Genomic DNA, 16,677 nt, shown 5'->3' on the forward strand with positions numbered 1-16,677 from the left:
CCAGGGGTTTTTACTCCCGGCAGGAAACAAAAATAGTTAAATCCACCGGCGATAGCGGAAGAAGCCTAACATACTAGCTGCCAGAGCAACCATTCCGGCCAGTATATACCATACTGAATGGGGATTACTTTCCCCGGGTAGAGCTACATTCATACCGTAAAACCCGGTAATAACAGTTAGTGGCATCATGATTATAGATATTATAGTTAAAACAGTGATTATCTCACTAGTACGCCCGTTAATAATAGAGTAATAAGTTTCAGTAGTACTATTTAAAAGGTCCCTAAAAGTGTTTACCGCATCCAGAATGCTGTCCAGATGATCCACTAAATCCAGGTAATAGGGTCGATTTTCTATATTAATAAAAAAGGAGTACTGACCATTAATATTACCAAAGATCCTGCGCTGGGGGATTAATACTTTACGCAACAGAATAACGCTGGTTTTTAAAGTAAGGATCTCCTCAGTAATTTCCCGGCCCCGGTGTAGAAAAATATTATCTTCTAAATCATCAATTCTTTCGCCTAAGCGGTCGATAACCGGAAAACAATCATCAACAATATTGTCAACTATCCGATAGAGAAGATAATCTGGTCCCCGGTTCATCATTTCGGTATCTTTTAAGCATACCCGGGCTACTTTACCTACTGTCCAGAGGGCAACCGGGTGAATAGTGACAATATAATTAGAGCCCATAAAGACATCTAGTTCAATACTGGTAATTTCATCTTCTTCCCGGGCTTCCTCAAAATAGCGCAAGGCATGAAAAACGAAAAAATAGTAACCATCATAGCGGTCCAGCTTAGCTCGGGGGCTTTGCTGCAGGCAGTCTTCCAGGGCCAGCGGATGGAAATCGAAAAGGTCACCGATGTAGTGAAGTTCACTGGCGGAGCAATCGTAAAGATCGATCCAGAGCAGGCTGTTAGGATTAGCTAAAAGCGTGTCCTTTTGATTGAGGTCTACATCATGGTACATAGAATCATTTTCCTGGTTGTAGTAGTAAGTCTTGATCACGACTCTCCCTCCTCACCGGAGGGTTAAGGTAACTCCTGGTGGCTACTGTAACCCTCCCCGATATTAATTTGTGGGTAAAAAATAGTGATATTGCACGATCGATAATCGGGTATAGGTTCCATATCACCACCGCCTTTCATAAATTAATTAATTCCCCTAAATAAGATATATACCGTTATTTCTGTAAAGTTGTCAACCCTTTGCAAATAATTAGCGATAATAAGAGGCTGATCAGGTATCTTATTTTAGCCCGTCCTGCCCTTAATAAAAGGATAAAACCGTCAATTTATGGGTAAATTTAGGGGCAGGAGGAAATATTATGCGCAAAACTATTTCGCTTATTATCATAATGGGTATCCTTATAACTACCAGTGGTTTTGGCATCAGCCTTCCGGAGATTGAGGTGCCGGAATCATCAGTCCTATTTGACATAAATGGACGGGTCATTAAAGGCCTGGCCGAGCAAAACCGTATAAGTATTACCTTAGAGGAGATACCGCCTGAGTTCAGGTCGGCTATAATAGCAGTAGAAGATAAAAATTTTTACCATCATCACGGGGTAGATATAGCGGGAATATTGAGAGCCGTTTTTGTTAATTTAAAAGAGCGAAAAATTGCTGCCGGGGGAAGTACTATTACCCAGCAGACGGCTAAAAATCTTTTTCTAACTAATGAACGTACCTTAATGCGTAAGTTAAAGGAATTAATTTATGCCATAGAATTAGAAAGAAGGTACAGCAAAGATGAAATACTAACCATGTATTGCAATACTATTTATTTTGGACATGGGGCTTATGGTATAGAAGTAGCTGCCCGCACTTTTTTTGGTAAAAGCAGTAAAGAACTTACCCTGGCAGAAGCTACCTTGCTAGCAGGTCTTCCCCAGTGGCCGGGTGAATATGATCCTTATCTTAATCCTGACAAGGCTAAAAATCGGCAGGCTATAGTCTTACAACGGATGGTAGAGGAAAACATGATTACCAGCACTCAGAAAAGTGAAGTTCTGGCGGAACCGCTTAACTACAAACAGGCCGGTTTTCTGGTAGGTGATGCTCCTTATTTTGTTGATATGGTAAAGAACTACTTAATCAAAAAATATGGAGAACGTATGGTTTTCCAAGGAGGGCTTAGGGTATATACTACTTTAGATTTAGACATGCAGCAGGCTGCCAACCAGGCTTATGAACAGGGGATGGCCGAACGTGATCCTGCTATGCAGGCGGCTTTAGTAGCTATGGATCCACGTAATGGGCAGGTTAGAGCCCTGGTAGGAGGGCGGGATTATGCTGTTTCCAGTTATAATCGCGCTTTTGCTCGTCGTCAGCCGGGATCAACTTTTAAACCTTTTGTATATTCCCTGGCTATAGCCTATGGGTTTACTCCAGCTGACCAAATAATGTGCGAGGAGGTTGAGTATAAACTATCTAACGGGGATGTTTATCGGCCAACTGACTATGGTGAAAAGCCTTATCATTGGCGGAAATTTACCCTTAAGGAAGCCATAATGAAATCAGATAATGTGGTAGCTGTCAGGATAAATCATATTCTAGGTCCTAAGGAATCAGCTGGCTATGCCCAACATTTTGGTTTTAACAATCTGCAGCCGGTGTTATCACTTCCACTGGGCTCCAATGAAGTAACGCCAATGAGTATGGCTACGGCCTATTCAGTTTTCGCTAATAAAGGTATTTACAGCGAGCCTGGTTATGTTATTAAGGTGGAGGACAAACGGGGTCGGGTATTAGAAGAAAACCGCCTCCAGCAGAAACAGGCTATAAAAGAAGATAATGCTTATATTATTACCGACATGCTAAAAGGGGTTATGGAACCAGGTGGGACTGGATCCCGGCTTAAATCAGCGGTGGGAGCTCCTGTGGCCGGCAAAACAGGTACTACTGATGAGTTCAAGGATGCCTGGTTTGTTGGCTTTACTCCCCATATTTGTTGTGCAGTTTGGGTAGGTTATGATCGTAATCAAAATGTTAATCTTACCGGGGGGGTAGCAGCAGGTCCGATTTGGGCGCAGTTTATGGGCAGTGCTGTGCAGAAATTAGGTGCCAGGGATTTTGAACGGCCTGCCAATGTAGAATTGTTGAGTGTATGCCTGGATAGCGGTATGATTGCATGTGAATCCTGTCCCCGGGTAGTAGAAATGGCGTTCATAAAAGGAACCCAACCACAGGATGTGTGTTATGAACATGCCCCCCATCTGGATTGGTTGCTACCAGGTCAGGATAGTAACTCATCCAGTCAAAACTGGTGGGAGAAATGGGTGCAATAAAAATTTCATCGATACCTGGCACCCAGATGAGCGTATTCCTATGGGGAAAACGCTTTTTTTGTTTAATAAGTAGGTACCTTATGGCTGCACGAAAAAACCGTGTCCTTCCGGTTGGAGAAATGGAAAAAGACGCCCTTAATAAATTATTTAGATATTTTATAATAGGTTGGTAATTATGGTAGTATATAATCGTAAATAATAAATATTTGCAATTTATAGCATTATTTTGCCTGCAAAAACCCTTAAACTGAAACGGTATTAATATTTGCAGTGAAAGCAGGTCTATCATTTTAAAAAAGGAAGGTATTATTGAACATTGAACAGGAAGGAATTACTAGATGGAGTAAGGGAATCATTTCCAGTAGTTTTAGGCTATTTGCCATTAGGTTTTACATTCGGGGTGTTGGCTACCCAAGCGGGTATGACCGTAGTACAGGCTACATTAATGTCATTACTTTGCTTCACTGGAGCAGGACAGTATATTGCGGTAGGAGTAATGCAAGCCGGAGGGGCAGTAATTACAGCAGTAGTAGCGAATATTCTAGTTAATGTGCGTTATTTCTTATTTGCAACTTCCCTGGTACCGCATTTTCGGAAGATAAAACCCTGGATTGCGGCGGGTTTATCTTATGGACTTACGGATGAAACTTATGCAGTGGCTGTTAACCGGTACCAGAACCATGAAGCTACCGCTTCTTATATGGCAGGCCTTAATATAACGTCCCATGTTGGTTGGATCACCAGCACAGTATTAGGAGCCGTTTTAGGAACCATGATAACTAATACGGATAGGTTCGGATTAAACTTTGCCTTACCTGCTATGTATACGTGTCTGTTGATATTTGTAGTAGCCAAAAAGAGCGATGTAGTAGCAGCTATGGCTGCCATAGTCATATCTCTTTTAATAGGATATTTCTGGCCCTCCACCCTGGCTAACCTGTCCAACATTATTTTTGCAACAATTATAGCAGCAACTCTGGGGGTGATATTAGGTGAGCGGTAGTTCAATTTATTTAATGATTATAGGAATTTCTCTGGTAAGTATTCTGCCCCGGATTCTTCCCATAGCTTTATTTTCCCGTTTTGAGTTTCCAGATATACTTGAGCGGTGGCTTTCATTTGTAGCACCCTCTGTTCTGGGGGCACTAATGGCTGTTAGCGTGCTGGCACCGGAAGGGAAGATATTCATAAGCTTTAATAACCTATATATCTGGGCATTTATTCCTACGCTTTTGGTAGCAGTTCGCACCCGTAGCCTTTTTTATACTTTATTAACCGGCATTATTTTTATGGCTATTTTGCATAATTTTATAATGATGTAGAAAATAAAGCAGGGATGTTGAAAAAACTGGTGAAATACAATTTAAGGGTGGTTTTTATTATGAGACTTAAAATCCAGATAATGGTGGAAAATACCACACCATCTCCTAAGCTTCGTGGGGAGTATGGTTTTGCTGCTTGGTTAGAAGTGGATGATACCATCATATTATTTGATACGGGCAGCCAGGAGGCTCTTTTATATAATGCCCAGGCTCTAAAACTTGATCTTAACCAGATCGATAAAGTGGTGCTAAGCCATGGCCACTTTGATCATACCGGAGGATTACTACCTCTTATTCAACAAAATGGGGCTGTTGAGGTGTATGCTCATCCTGGTATCTTTATCCGCCGCTATTCACGTGCTGGGGAGCATCTTCGCAACATAGGCTGTTCATTTAGTCTTGATGACCTTAACCAGGCGGAAATAAAATTTGTGCCAACCGAGAACTTTACTGAAATTACTACTGGAGTATATGTCAGTGGTAGGGTACCACGCAATACAGCTTTTGAGACTGCCGGAGGAGATTTTGTAAAGGAATCCGATGGGGAAATGGTTGCTGATGATATAGATGATGATATGTTCCTGGTTATCGATCATCCAGAAGGGCTAATTATTATTTCCGGTTGTGCCCATGCCGGAATTGTAAATACTATACAGTATGCCCGGCAAGTCATGGGGAAAACCCTGATTAAGGCTTTTATAGGTGGGACCCATTTAATGACGGCTAGTGAAGATCGCCTGACAAAGACTATATCATTTTTAAAGACGGCAGCTATAGAGAAGCTGATTGTATGCCATTGTACCGGCTTTACTGCTGCTGCAAAATTGCACCAACACCTGCCTGGTGTTATCAAAGGGGAATCCGGTATGATCTTCAATTTCTAATATAAACGGGGGGTATACGTTTTTGGACATTCGTAAATACAGGGTAAAAACCAGGGATCTTTGTAAGAATTGTAATCCGGCTGTTTTTAAGTTCTGTACTACTGCGGAAATAAAACCGCTTAAGGGCATTATTGGGCAGGACCGGGCGGTGAGGTCGCTAGCATTTGGTCTTGATATTGATAATCCAGGTTACAATATTTACCTGGCGGGGGCTTTTGGTACCGGCAAAACTACCCTGGCCCGGGAATTGCTTCAGGAAAAAGCCAGCCAGGAACCAGTTCCACCCGATTGGTGTTATGTATATAATTTCGATAATCCTGATTGCCCGGCTGCTTTAAGTTTGCCGGCGGGAATGGGCCGGCAGTTTAAGAAACATCTGGCCGGTCAGGTGGAAAAGGTGGTAAAAAATATAATCAAAGCGCTGGATAGTGAAGAATTTGATTTTAAACGTAATGAAATATTGACCTATTTTACCGAGGAAACCAACCGCCTTTACCTCCATGCCGAAGAACAGGCCCGCAGTCTAGGATTTGCCATTAGCCGCAGTGAAAAAGGAATCAATAGTGTACCTATGAAAAACGGTGAAGCCCTCAGTCAGGAAGATTATATGAATTTGTCGGAAGAAGACCGGGCTGATTTAATGAAGAATAGTGTTATGGTGCAGGAAAAACTTAATGAAGTTTTTCGGCATTATAAGGATCTTGAAAAAGTTATCCGTGAAAAAATCAGGAGTCTGGAACAGGAAACTGCACGTCTGGTAGCGGCCCCTTTTTTTGCAGTTCTTTTCGATCGTTATAGAGATTATGAGGCTGTGGTAAGGTACCTGGAAAGCCTGCAACAAGACTTATTGGAACATATTGAACTATTTGTCCGTAAGGATGAAAATTCATTACCGTTAAGCTGGTTTCGCCATATGGATAAGCGCAGTTTGATGCGGCGTTATCAGGTTAATTTATTAGTAGATAATTCTGAATTAGACCATGCCCCTGTAACTATTGAAACCAATCCTACTTTTTCCAATCTTTTTGGTCAGATTGAATACGAAAGTGAGTTTGGCATACTGGCTACAGACTTCTCTAAAATAAAATCTGGTTCTGTACACCGGGCTAATGGTGGTTACCTGGTCTTACATATGTATGACCTGATGAAAAATTTCTATGTCTGGGATACCCTGAAAAGGGTTCTGAAAAATGGGGAAATATGTGTCGAAAGTGTAAGTCGAATGTTTGGGATCAGCAACAGTGAAACCCTCCAACCGCAACCTATTCCTGTAAAAGTTAAAGTTATAATCATAGGCGAACCAATATATTATTACCTGCTTTATACTCATGACGAGGAATTTCAGAAACTGTTTAAAATTAAAGCGGATTTTGATACGGATATGGAGCGCAGCCGTAAGCATGTACACGAATATGCTTGTTTTATTGCTTCGGTATGTGAAAGTGAAAAACTCAGACATTTTGATCCACAGGCAGTAGCTCAGGTAGTAGATTATGGCAGTCGTATGGCAGAGCATCAGGGAAAATTGACCACCTTATTTAACCGCCTAGTTGAAATTATTTATGAGGCTAATTATTTGGCTGGACGTGAAAATTCTCCACTAGTTAAGGGGGTGCATGTACAAAAAGCACTGGTGGAAAAACGGTATCGTTCTTCAATGGTAGAGGATCATATTCAGGAATATATAGAGCAGCAGACTTTAATGATCGATATTGACAGTTTTAAAGTAGGGGAAATTAATGGGTTGGCTGTCTATGAAATGGGTGATCATTCATTCGGCAAACCGGTACGGATTACTGCTAAAACATTTATGGGTGAAAGTGGTCTGGTCAATATCGAGCGAGAAATTCGTCTTAGCGGTAGGATCCATAGTAAAGGTATCCTGACCCTGAATGGCTATCTAGGAGCCCAATACGCCCAGGATAAACCGCTTTCCCTTTCGGCCAGTTTAACTTTTGAACAAAGTTATCAGGGAATAGAAGGAGATAGTGCGTCCAGTGCCGAGCTGTATGCCCTCTTATCCAGCTTAAGTGGAGTTCCTATCTACCAGGGTATAGCTGTAACCGGTTCTGTAAACCAGAACGGTGAAATACAACCGGTAGGCGGGGTGAACCAGAAGGTGGAGGGATTTTTTAGAGTATGTGAACGTTTGGGGCTCAATGGTAAACAGGGGGTTGTTATCCCCCGGCAAAATGTTAAAAATTTAATGTTACATAAAGAAGTGGTGGAGGCGGTAAAAAAACGCCGCTTCAATATTTGGGCAGTAGAACATATTGATGAAGGTTTGGAAATACTTACCGGGGTAGCTGCTGGTACTACTGATGAATGGGGAAGATTTCCGCCGGATACGATTCACGGCAGAGCAGACAAAAAATTATCCGATTGGAGTAGTAAAAGACGATTAAACCGGGATGGGCAGCGAAATAGAACCACAACAGTTAAAAAAAGGAGGAGGGGATAGTGAAACGGCGTTTTGTTGCCGCACTTCTCATTATATTTATTTTAATTATGTTTACTGGTTGCCAGGAAAATATGGGCCGGTTATTGGAACGTCCGGCCGGGGAACCAAAGTTAATTAAGGTAGAAATAGTGTTTACCGATGATAAAAAACTGGTTGGTTATGTAAAAAATTTGGGTGTCGAAGATGAGGGTAAGGTTTACGTAGGGGGTTCATCCAGAAATTATTTATATGATGCAGCAGGAAATATCATTGGTTCTTTTAATTATCAACGGGTATTGTACATGAAAATTTTGCCGGAAAAGGTTAACGGTGGGGGAAATAAGCAAGAATAGCTGTAGCACCAGTTCTAACAGGGAAGGGAGTAATGCTTAGGGAGTAAAAAGTTGGCCAGAAAGGGGATATTTAATATGGGATTTATGGATTTTTTAGAAACAAAAGCCCGGCGCTTTGATGTGAGGATACGACTTTTGGTAATCTTCACTTTGATTATTGCCGGTGTAACTGGTTTGATGGGGATTTATGCTACTAATGTAGTTGCTAACCGGATTGAAACTACTGCTGAGCAAAAACTAGTATCTGATTTGGCTTTAGGGGAACAGATTCTAGAATTGAATTACCCAGGCAATTGGAAGATAGCGGAGGGGAAACTTTATAAAGGTGATACTATAATCGAAGGTAACTATGCTGTGGTAGACCAGATAGGAGAACTAACCGGTGATACGGTTACAGTATTTAAAAATGATATGCGGGTATCCACTAATGTTATGAAAGATGGGGAGCGGATGATCAATACGCCTGTTTCTGAAGCAGTAAAAAAAGCAGTTTTGGAACGGGGGGAAACCTATATAGGACGGGCGGATGTAGTAGGCACAAGAAATATGACTGCTTATAAGCCTATTAGGGATGCGGGCGATAATATAGTTGGTATTTGGTATGTAGGGGTACCAGCTACTCCGTATGATAATATCGTAGCTGGTTTTCGTTCTAATATGATTGCCTATTCAGTTATCAGTATACTAATTGGCTTTTTAGCTGCATTTTTAATCGCTTATACCGTTTACGCGCCCTTGCGCCGCATAGGGGAGGCGGTGCAAAGGGCTAGTGAAGGAGATTTAACTCAAAAGATTCCGGTGCGGGGGCGGGATGAGATAGGCCGTCTCGGGGAGACCATTAATATCATGATAGAAAAAATATCCGAGCTTATCGGTAGGACTAAAAATCTTAGTACCGCCGTAGCACAGTCCAGCGGTGAACTAATGCATCGTTCTGAGGCCACGGCTACTATAATGGAGGGTATGACGGTAAAAGTAGGGGAAATGAGCCGGCATACTGCCCAACAGGCTGAACTCACCGGTAGGTCAAAGCTAGCCATAAGTGATATGTCAGCTGCTATCCAGCAGGTAGCCGAAAATTCCCAGGAAGTTTCAGCTTCGACTATGACTGCTACTAGTCGGGCCCAGGAAGGTGATAAACAAATTGACCAGGCTATCCACCAGATCGAAGTAATTAGTACTACCGTTAACACTACTGCTCATATAATTGAGGGATTAGGGGTTAAGTCACAGGAAATCGGGCAGATTGTTGATCTTATTACTAATATCGCTACCCAAACTAACCTGCTGGCCCTGAATGCGGCTATAGAAGCAGCCCGGGCCGGTGAACAGGGTAAAGGGTTTGCCGTGGTAGCCGAAGAAGTACGCAAATTGGCTGAGGAATCAGCCGATGCAGCTAAACGGATTGCTGGTTTAATAAGGGAAATCCAGGATGAAGCTCATAAAGCGGTCAGCGGGATGGAAAACGGTACCCGTGAAGTAGCTAGTGGTACAGAGGTGATTGCGACGGCTGGACAGGCCTTTCAGCAAATTATTGGTGCGGTGTCGACTGTCAATGAACAGATTCAAGAAATGTCAGCTGCCAGTCAGGAAATGGCAGCCAGTGCTGAAACAGCTATCGAAGCTATTGAAGCTACTACTGGTTCAGCCGAAAGCAATGCCCAGGCAGCTCGAAGTATAGATGAAATGACCGAGGAACAGATGGCCAGTGTTGAGGAAATAAACGCTTCCATTGATCGTCTTAATGATGTAGTTCACGAACTCGAAGAAGCGATAGCTTATTTTAAGATTTAACAGGGATTTTTAAAGGGTTTATAAAAAGCCTAACTTCCCAAAGAAAAGGGCGGCTGGTAACTACCAAATAAAGGCAGGTATCGTACTGGGATTAGAAGGCAGGTGGTTAAACTGAAAACAGAACCACCCTTATCTTCAACAAATATAATAATAAATATAATAAATAATCATAGTTTTGGGTAAGAAAATCTATATACCAAAATAAAAGTAGCTCCAGGTTAAATCTATGTACAGCAAAAACTAGCCAAGAGGGGGCACCTGAACTCTAGATCTACCAGTAAACTCAAGTATAGGTCAGGATGTTGATAAAGGTTGTTTGATTTTAATCCCGTTCTACTATTAGGTAGCAATGGGGGAGAGGGGATGGAGAAATGGAGGTTGTTGGTGCCAGGTGCTTGATGTGCGGAAAAACTTATCAGGTACAGGAAGACCATAAGGACTATCGTAACCTGGTAGCTCAGGAAAAGGAAATGCCTACATTTATTTGCGATATTTGTAACCACCGGGTACGGTACGAATCGGATGAACAACGTAGGGAAAAGAAACCACTCTGATGATTTTAGGGGGATAGCATGGAAAGAATAAATATTATAAACAGGAGGGGGCTGCGCCTGGCAGCCCTTACCTTCTGGCCCAAAAATGAGTGTCGTTATATGATTATAGCCTGCCATGGCTTTCGTGGGGCTAAAGAAAATAGTGGGCGGATATATCGTCTGGCAGAAAAGGTTAATCAACTGGGGATCGGTCTGCTGGCATTTGATTTCCAGGGTAGCGGAGAAAGTGAAGGGGAATATCGCAGCATAACCCTTACCCGGCAGGTTGAGGATCTTCAGGATGTAGTAGAGTTTGTTCGGAAAGAGTACCAGCTACCAATTCTGTTACTGGGGCGTAGTTTTGGCGGTAGTACTATACTGGCTTTTGCGGGCCAGGATAATGATATTAAAGGCTACATATTCTGGTCGACTACGGTTTTCCTGCCGGAAACCTTTGCTGCTATATTACAAACTGAATACCAGCGCATGAAAAACGGGGAGACGGTAACCTTAACCGATAATAGTGGACCATTTGAACTTATGCCTTTGTTAGTAGAGGATTTTGACCGCCATGACATAGAGAAATACTTACAGGTAGTGGGGAAATCTAAGGTTTTGGTTATACATGGCCTGGATGATGAGGAAGTTGACCCTGCTAATGCTAGGTATATTGGGGAAAAGGTTGCCGGAGCCCGGGTTCATCTAGTAGCAGGGGCGGATCATCGCTTTATAAATAAGACTAGCGAGCGGGAAGATCTGACTATTAAATGGCTTAAGGACTATTTTTAAAACGTAAAGGATACTCTGGGAGAATGGTTGGTGAGAATACTTAACTAATGGAGTTTTATAGTATAGACCAGGCGGCGGCAGCAGAAATAGAAATTAAGAAAAGCCGCTTTATTGGACGGGTAGTGCCCGTAACTAATGAAAAACAGGCAGTACAGGTGGTTGAAGAAGCTAGACAACTTTGGCCAGGTGCCATCCACTACTGTTATGCATGGATCATTCGCTCCCCACATTTGGAGCGGTGTAGTGATGATGGTGAGCCTTCAGGTACCGCCGGATTACCTATGTTAACTGTACTAAAAAATCAGGAGTTAGTTAATATTGCTGCAGTAGTAGTACGCTATTTTGGTGGTACTCTGCTGGGTAGTGCTGGCCTGGTACGTGCTTACATGGAATCAGTCCGGCAGGCTTTGGCTATGGCGGATAGAAGGCAATACCGGTTAGTTCAACGGTTTAATATTAGTTTAGAATACAATGAATTAGGCTTAGTACGCCACCGACTTCTAGATAACCCGGAGGTAGCCACCTGCGGGGTGGAGTATGGGGAAAAGGTAGTTTTACAGGTAGAGGTACCCTTAAACCAGGTTGATTGGTTTATCCAGGGAATAAACTCAGTTACCCGCGGACAGGCTGATATCCAATACCTGGGTGAAATTTATGCTTAATAAAATGATATTATCAATATAAGTTTTCAAGAAGCTGGCGGGGGAGAAAATTGTAATATTATATTTTTCAATTAATTTCATAGCTTAAAAAAGGTTTAATTATCCTTTAGCAAAAAAAACAGGGTGTTTTTGGTGGTTAACTTTAAGGTTACCACCAAAACACCCTGTTTTTTTATCTCCCTATACCTGAATCAGAAAGTATTGAGATGTTTCCTTTTCCATAGATTCAGGTAACAGTTTGTTACCTTGTGTTACTTGCTTTAAGAAATAAGTGGTTAGCTGGTACCTTGAATATATAAAAACCAATAGGGACTAATCCCAAAATAATGGAGTTAAAGCCAACTTTTCAAAGTACCAGCATTATAAAAATCAAAGCTGGCATGATACTTGCTAAATATATACATAAGATAACAAAATTTTCGTTAAGCGTTAGGAAGGGGGGAATGAATTTAGCAATTCAGGTAATCACTGGTGGGTATAAGATATACAATCTGGGGGTGATTATTTGCCAACAAACACTGTACTTTATGAAAAGGAAAATAATATTGGTATCATAACCCTAAACCGTCCAGAAGTACTCAATGCGTTAAATTACGAAATGATGAAGGATTTAAACAGAATTATAAATATTATTACTGCTGACGATGATGTTAAAGCGGTTATTCTTACAGGTGGGCCTGCGGTCTTTTGTGCCGGTGCTGATATTAGCTATGCATCAAAAACGGATATAGGTGCCGCCCAAGATTTTATCCGGTTGTCCCATGATACGGTTAATAAGCTTGCTCATATTGACAAACCGATAGTTGCGGCCATTGCAAAATTGGCTCTGGGTGGAGGATGTGAACTGGCTTTGGGGTGTGATATTAGAATCGCTGCTGGAGGGAGTCGATTTGCTCTACCGGAGATAAACCTAGGTATCATACCTGGTACTGGAGGAACACAGCGTCTTGCCCATCTGGTTGGAGAAGGATGGGCTAAACAGATGATATTGACCGGGGCAGCCATTGATGCGGAAACCGCCTGGCGTATAGGTTTGGTAACCAAGGTAGTTCCCCCTAAGTCCCTGATAAACGATGCCAAAGAACTGTCCTTTGATTTAGCATCCAAACCGCCATTAGCAATACGAATGGCCAAAAAGGCTATAAATTATGGAAGTAATGTGGGACTTGACTGCGGCCTGTTATTTGAGCAGGAGAATGCCCCTGTGCTATTTACAACCCGGGATCAAAAAGAAGGAATGGCTGCTTTTTTAGAAAAACGTCCTCCTAATTTTACCGGTAAATAACACTATTTTTAAGGGGGTTTTCAGGAAGTTGGTTAATCTGAAGTATAGCGAAGAATATCAAAGAAAACTGGTTTTGGCAGACGAGGCTGTAAAGGTAATAAAATCGGGGGACTTGGTGCACTACGGGGAATTTATGATGAATTCAAAGCTCCTGGACCAGGCCTTGGCCCGTCGTTGTAAGGAATTAAATAATGTGTTGATCAGAACGACTGCCTGTCCGTTTGTACCCCAAGTTGTGCGTGCTGATCCAGAGAGGAAGCACTTTATTTATAATGATTGGCATTTTAACGGTGTAGGAAGAAAATTACAGGAACAGGGTCTTAGTAATTATATACCGGTAACTTATCATGAAGGTCCTCCCATTTATGATCGGGGTTATGTTCCGGTTGATGTAGCAATGATTATGGTTACACCTATGGACAAGCACGGTTTTTTTAATATAGGCATTTCTAGTTCTATAACCCCATCTATTGTAAAAGCGGCCCGGGTCATAATTGCCGAGATTAATAAATCAGTACCCAGGTGCCTGGGGGGGTATGGAGAGTCTATACATATATCGAAAATAGATTATATTGTTGAGGGTAACCACCCGCCCCTTATTCAGTTACCTGAAGTACCTATTACCGATGTAGACAGACAGGTTGCCGAGCAAGTAGTGAAAGAAATACCGGATGGGGCCTGTTTACAATTAGGGATTGGCGGTATGCCCAATGCTATCGGAACTATGGTTGCTAAATCTGATCTAAAAGACTTAGGTGTGCATACCGAAATGCTGGTTGATTCATTTTTAGATATGTATGAGACCGGGCGTATTACTGGGAAACGTAAACAGTTAGATAAAGGCAAAATGGTTTATACATTTGCCATGGGTTCTAACCGACTTTATGACTTCATGGATGATAATCCAGCCTGTGCTCTTTATCCGGTAGACTATACTAATGATCCTTATATAATCTCACAAAATGATAATGTAATAGCCATAAATAATGCTCTGGAAATTGACCTTTACGGGCAGGTATCATCTGAATCGGCAGGTTTTAGGCAAATCTCGGGAACCGGGGGACAAATGGATTTCATTTTCGGTTCTTTTAAATCCAGGGGTGGTAAGGGCTTCATTTGCCTTTCCTCAACTTATAAAAACGCTCAAGGTCATACATTATCCAGAATTAGACCTACCTTAAGCCCAGGAACCATAGTAACCCTGCATCGGGCTTTGAATTTTTATGTGGTTACTGAATATGGTATGGTGCTTATGAAAGGCAAATCTACTTGGGAACGGGCTGAAGCATTGATTAGTATTGCTCATCCGGATTTTCGGGATCAGCTTATAAAAGAAGCTGAAAAAATGAAGATATGGGTTAGAAGTAACAAACTCGTTTAAAATTCAGGGAAAGGAAGGTAGAAGCATGGCAGCAAATTATGCTTATAATACCAGGGATATTAAATTCGCCCTGAAGGAATGGCTTCCTATCGAAAATATATTTGCCTACGATAAGTTTAAGGATTATTACAGTAAAGATGATCTGGATATAATAATTGATCAGGCAAATAAGATAGCAGCCGAGGTCATTGGACCGACTAATGATGATGGGGAGATAACTCCTGTCTATTTTGAAAATGGTAAAGTACACATACCAGAGTCCTTCAAAAGGCTTTATAAATATATACAGGAAAATGGCTGGGGTACCAGTAATTTTGATGAAGAAGCCGAAGGTACCTTGCCCTATACTGTATATTTAGCTCTTTCGGAAATGATGGCAGCTGCCAACCCGGCTTTTTTCCCCTATGTAGCATTAACCACGGGAGCTGCCGGTCTTATTCAATCATTTGGTGATGATAATCTAAAAAAATTATTCTTGCCTCCAATGAGGGATGGAACCTGGTCAGGGACCATGTGCCTTACAGAGGCTACGGCAGGTTCTGATGTTGGCGATATTCTCTCTAAAGCCTATCCTACTGATGATCCTTGTATTTACAAGATTAAAGGCAGCAAAATATTTATTACTGGTGGTGATGGGGATCACGTAGAAAACATCATTCATCTCTTTTTAGCTCGAATTGATGGGGCTAAGCCAGGAGTTAAAGGGATTTCCTTATTTGTAGTTCCAAAGTACTGGGTTAATGAAGATGGAACTTTGGAGCCTAATGATGTTGAAACTACCGGTATTGAACATAAATTAGGCCTAAAGGGATCTTCCACTGCAGCTCTAGCTTTTGGTGACAATGGTCAATGTCGTGGCTGGCTGCTGGGCAGTTATAACTCTGCAACCGGACAAGGCCAGGGTATGGCCCAGATGTTTAAGATGATGAACGAGGAGCGAGTTAATACGGGCATGCTGGCTGTAAGCGTTAATGCCAATGCTTATTGGAACACGGTAAGTTATTGTCAGGAGCGTATTCAGGGTCGTTTATTAACTAATCCTAAAGCAGGCCGTACGCAAATTATTAATCACGAAGATGTTAAAAGAATGTTACTGGTAAACAAAGCTACTATCGGAGCCTGCCGTGCTATCTTACTGAAGACAGCCTATTATCTTGATATTAAGCACTATGAACCCGATTTAGAACGCAAAAAATGGGCGGGTAGTAAAGCGGAATGTCTGATTCCCATAGCCAAGGCTTACCCCACTGATGAAGCTTGGCAGTTAATAGGTGAATTGATTCAGGCTTATGGTGGCTATGGTTACTGCGAGGATTATCCAGTGGCTCAGGCGGCACGTGATGTTAAAATCTATTCCATTTGGGAAGGGACCAGTTATATTCAGTCCATGGATTTAGTAGGGCGCAAGTGGACCATGAATAAAGGTGCTGCCTTTGCAGCACTGCTTAAGGAAATCGAGGATTTTATTGTTCAAAACCAAAGAACGTCCGGTCTGGAAAAAGAGTTTACTGTTTTGGAAAAAGCGCTAGCCTCTTACCGGACAATCCAAAAGACGGTCAGCGATTTTCAGGAGTATAAGCATTTCGGGCTAATTCCAACCTTTGCGCGGCGTATTCTAACTGCGACCGGTCAATTATATGGAAGTTATTGTTTACTTGAACAGGCTATAATAGCTAAAAAGCGTCTGGAGCAGATAGACAACCAACACTTTGATTATAACTTTTATAAAGGTAAGATAATTTCCGCCAGATACTTTCTGAATAATATTGTTCCTAATATCTGGTCGGTTGCAGAAATGCTACAGGGTGGAGATACTTCAGTTATAGATGCAACCCCGGATATTTTTCAGTACTAGTATCTTGGCTAAATTCTTATAAAAGGTGCATAAAAGTAACTATCCTTTTTATGCACTGTTATTACCCGCAGGAAGGCTTAATAC

14 protein-coding genes are annotated in these 16,677 nt (G+C 41.9%); 13 read left to right on the forward strand and 1 reads right to left on the reverse strand.

Annotated elements, in window-relative coordinates; translation table 11 throughout:
• Positions 1-36: 36 nt before the first annotated feature.
• The gene (corA, locus tag ACZ5Q0_RS12255) at positions 37-1,014 is read right to left on the reverse strand and encodes a magnesium/cobalt transporter CorA (protein ID WP_446820436.1); all 978 of its coding nucleotides are present in this window, start codon (positions 1,012-1,014) and stop codon (positions 37-39) included.
• A gap of 319 nt (positions 1,015-1,333) precedes the next feature.
• Here corA and ACZ5Q0_RS12260 point away from each other — a divergent pair, with 319 nt between their 5' ends.
• From ACZ5Q0_RS12260 to ACZ5Q0_RS12320, 13 genes are all read left to right on the forward strand, one after another.
• On the forward strand, positions 1,334-3,295 hold the full coding sequence (locus ACZ5Q0_RS12260) for a transglycosylase domain-containing protein (protein ID WP_446820435.1): 1,962 nt from the start codon (positions 1,334-1,336) through the stop codon (positions 3,293-3,295).
• Between the two features lie 316 nt (positions 3,296-3,611).
• Positions 3,612-4,298, forward strand: coding sequence for an AzlC family ABC transporter permease (locus ACZ5Q0_RS12265; protein WP_446820433.1), 687 nt, complete (start codon positions 3,612-3,614; stop codon positions 4,296-4,298).
• Positions 4,288-4,617: an AzlD domain-containing protein gene (locus tag ACZ5Q0_RS12270; RefSeq protein WP_446820432.1), complete on the forward strand. Its 330-nt coding sequence runs from the start codon at positions 4,288-4,290 to the stop codon at positions 4,615-4,617. Before ACZ5Q0_RS12265 ends, ACZ5Q0_RS12270 begins: the two co-directional genes overlap by 11 nt.
• 59 nt (positions 4,618-4,676) lie before the next feature.
• On the forward strand, positions 4,677-5,501 hold the full coding sequence (locus ACZ5Q0_RS12275; RefSeq protein ID WP_446820431.1) for an MBL fold metallo-hydrolase: 825 nt from the start codon (positions 4,677-4,679) through the stop codon (positions 5,499-5,501).
• 22 nt (positions 5,502-5,523) lie between these two features.
• Positions 5,524-7,962 carry a Lon protease family protein gene (locus ACZ5Q0_RS12280; protein ID WP_446820430.1) on the forward strand — a complete coding sequence of 813 codons (2,439 nt, stop codon included), beginning with the start codon at positions 5,524-5,526 and terminating at the stop codon, positions 7,960-7,962.
• Positions 7,962-8,294, forward strand: coding sequence for a hypothetical protein (locus ACZ5Q0_RS12285; RefSeq protein ID WP_446820429.1), 333 nt, complete (start codon positions 7,962-7,964; stop codon positions 8,292-8,294). Before ACZ5Q0_RS12280 ends, ACZ5Q0_RS12285 begins: the two co-directional genes overlap by 1 nt.
• 75 nt (positions 8,295-8,369) lie before the next feature.
• The gene (locus ACZ5Q0_RS12290) at positions 8,370-10,088 is read left to right on the forward strand and encodes a methyl-accepting chemotaxis protein (protein WP_447182576.1); all 1,719 of its coding nucleotides are present in this window, start codon (positions 8,370-8,372) and stop codon (positions 10,086-10,088) included.
• Positions 10,089-10,459: 371 nt separating this feature from the next.
• A complete protein-coding gene (locus ACZ5Q0_RS12295; RefSeq protein ID WP_446820426.1) occupies positions 10,460-10,642 on the forward strand; it encodes a DUF2197 domain-containing protein in 183 nt (60 codons plus the stop codon).
• An 18-nt stretch (positions 10,643-10,660) separates the two neighbouring features.
• Positions 10,661-11,410 carry an alpha/beta hydrolase gene (locus ACZ5Q0_RS12300; protein WP_446820424.1) on the forward strand — a complete coding sequence of 250 codons (750 nt, stop codon included), beginning with the start codon at positions 10,661-10,663 and terminating at the stop codon, positions 11,408-11,410.
• Positions 11,411-11,457: 47 nt separating this feature from the next.
• Positions 11,458-12,072 (forward strand): IMPACT family protein, encoded by a 615-nt coding sequence (locus ACZ5Q0_RS12305; protein WP_446820422.1) that lies wholly within the window; start codon positions 11,458-11,460, stop codon positions 12,070-12,072.
• 505 nt (positions 12,073-12,577) lie between these two features.
• Positions 12,578-13,357 (forward strand): enoyl-CoA hydratase/isomerase family protein, encoded by a 780-nt coding sequence (locus ACZ5Q0_RS12310; protein ID WP_446820420.1) that lies wholly within the window; start codon positions 12,578-12,580, stop codon positions 13,355-13,357.
• A 37-nt stretch (positions 13,358-13,394) separates the two neighbouring features.
• Positions 13,395-14,738: an acetyl-CoA hydrolase/transferase family protein gene (locus ACZ5Q0_RS12315; protein ID WP_446820751.1), complete on the forward strand. Its 1,344-nt coding sequence runs from the start codon at positions 13,395-13,397 to the stop codon at positions 14,736-14,738.
• A gap of 25 nt (positions 14,739-14,763) precedes the next feature.
• Positions 14,764-16,593, forward strand: coding sequence for an acyl-CoA dehydrogenase (locus tag ACZ5Q0_RS12320; RefSeq protein ID WP_446820418.1), 1,830 nt, complete (start codon positions 14,764-14,766; stop codon positions 16,591-16,593).
• The last annotated feature ends 84 nt before the right edge of the window (positions 16,594-16,677 follow it).

This window comes from Syntrophomonas erecta subsp. sporosyntropha, from assembly GCF_055395365.1.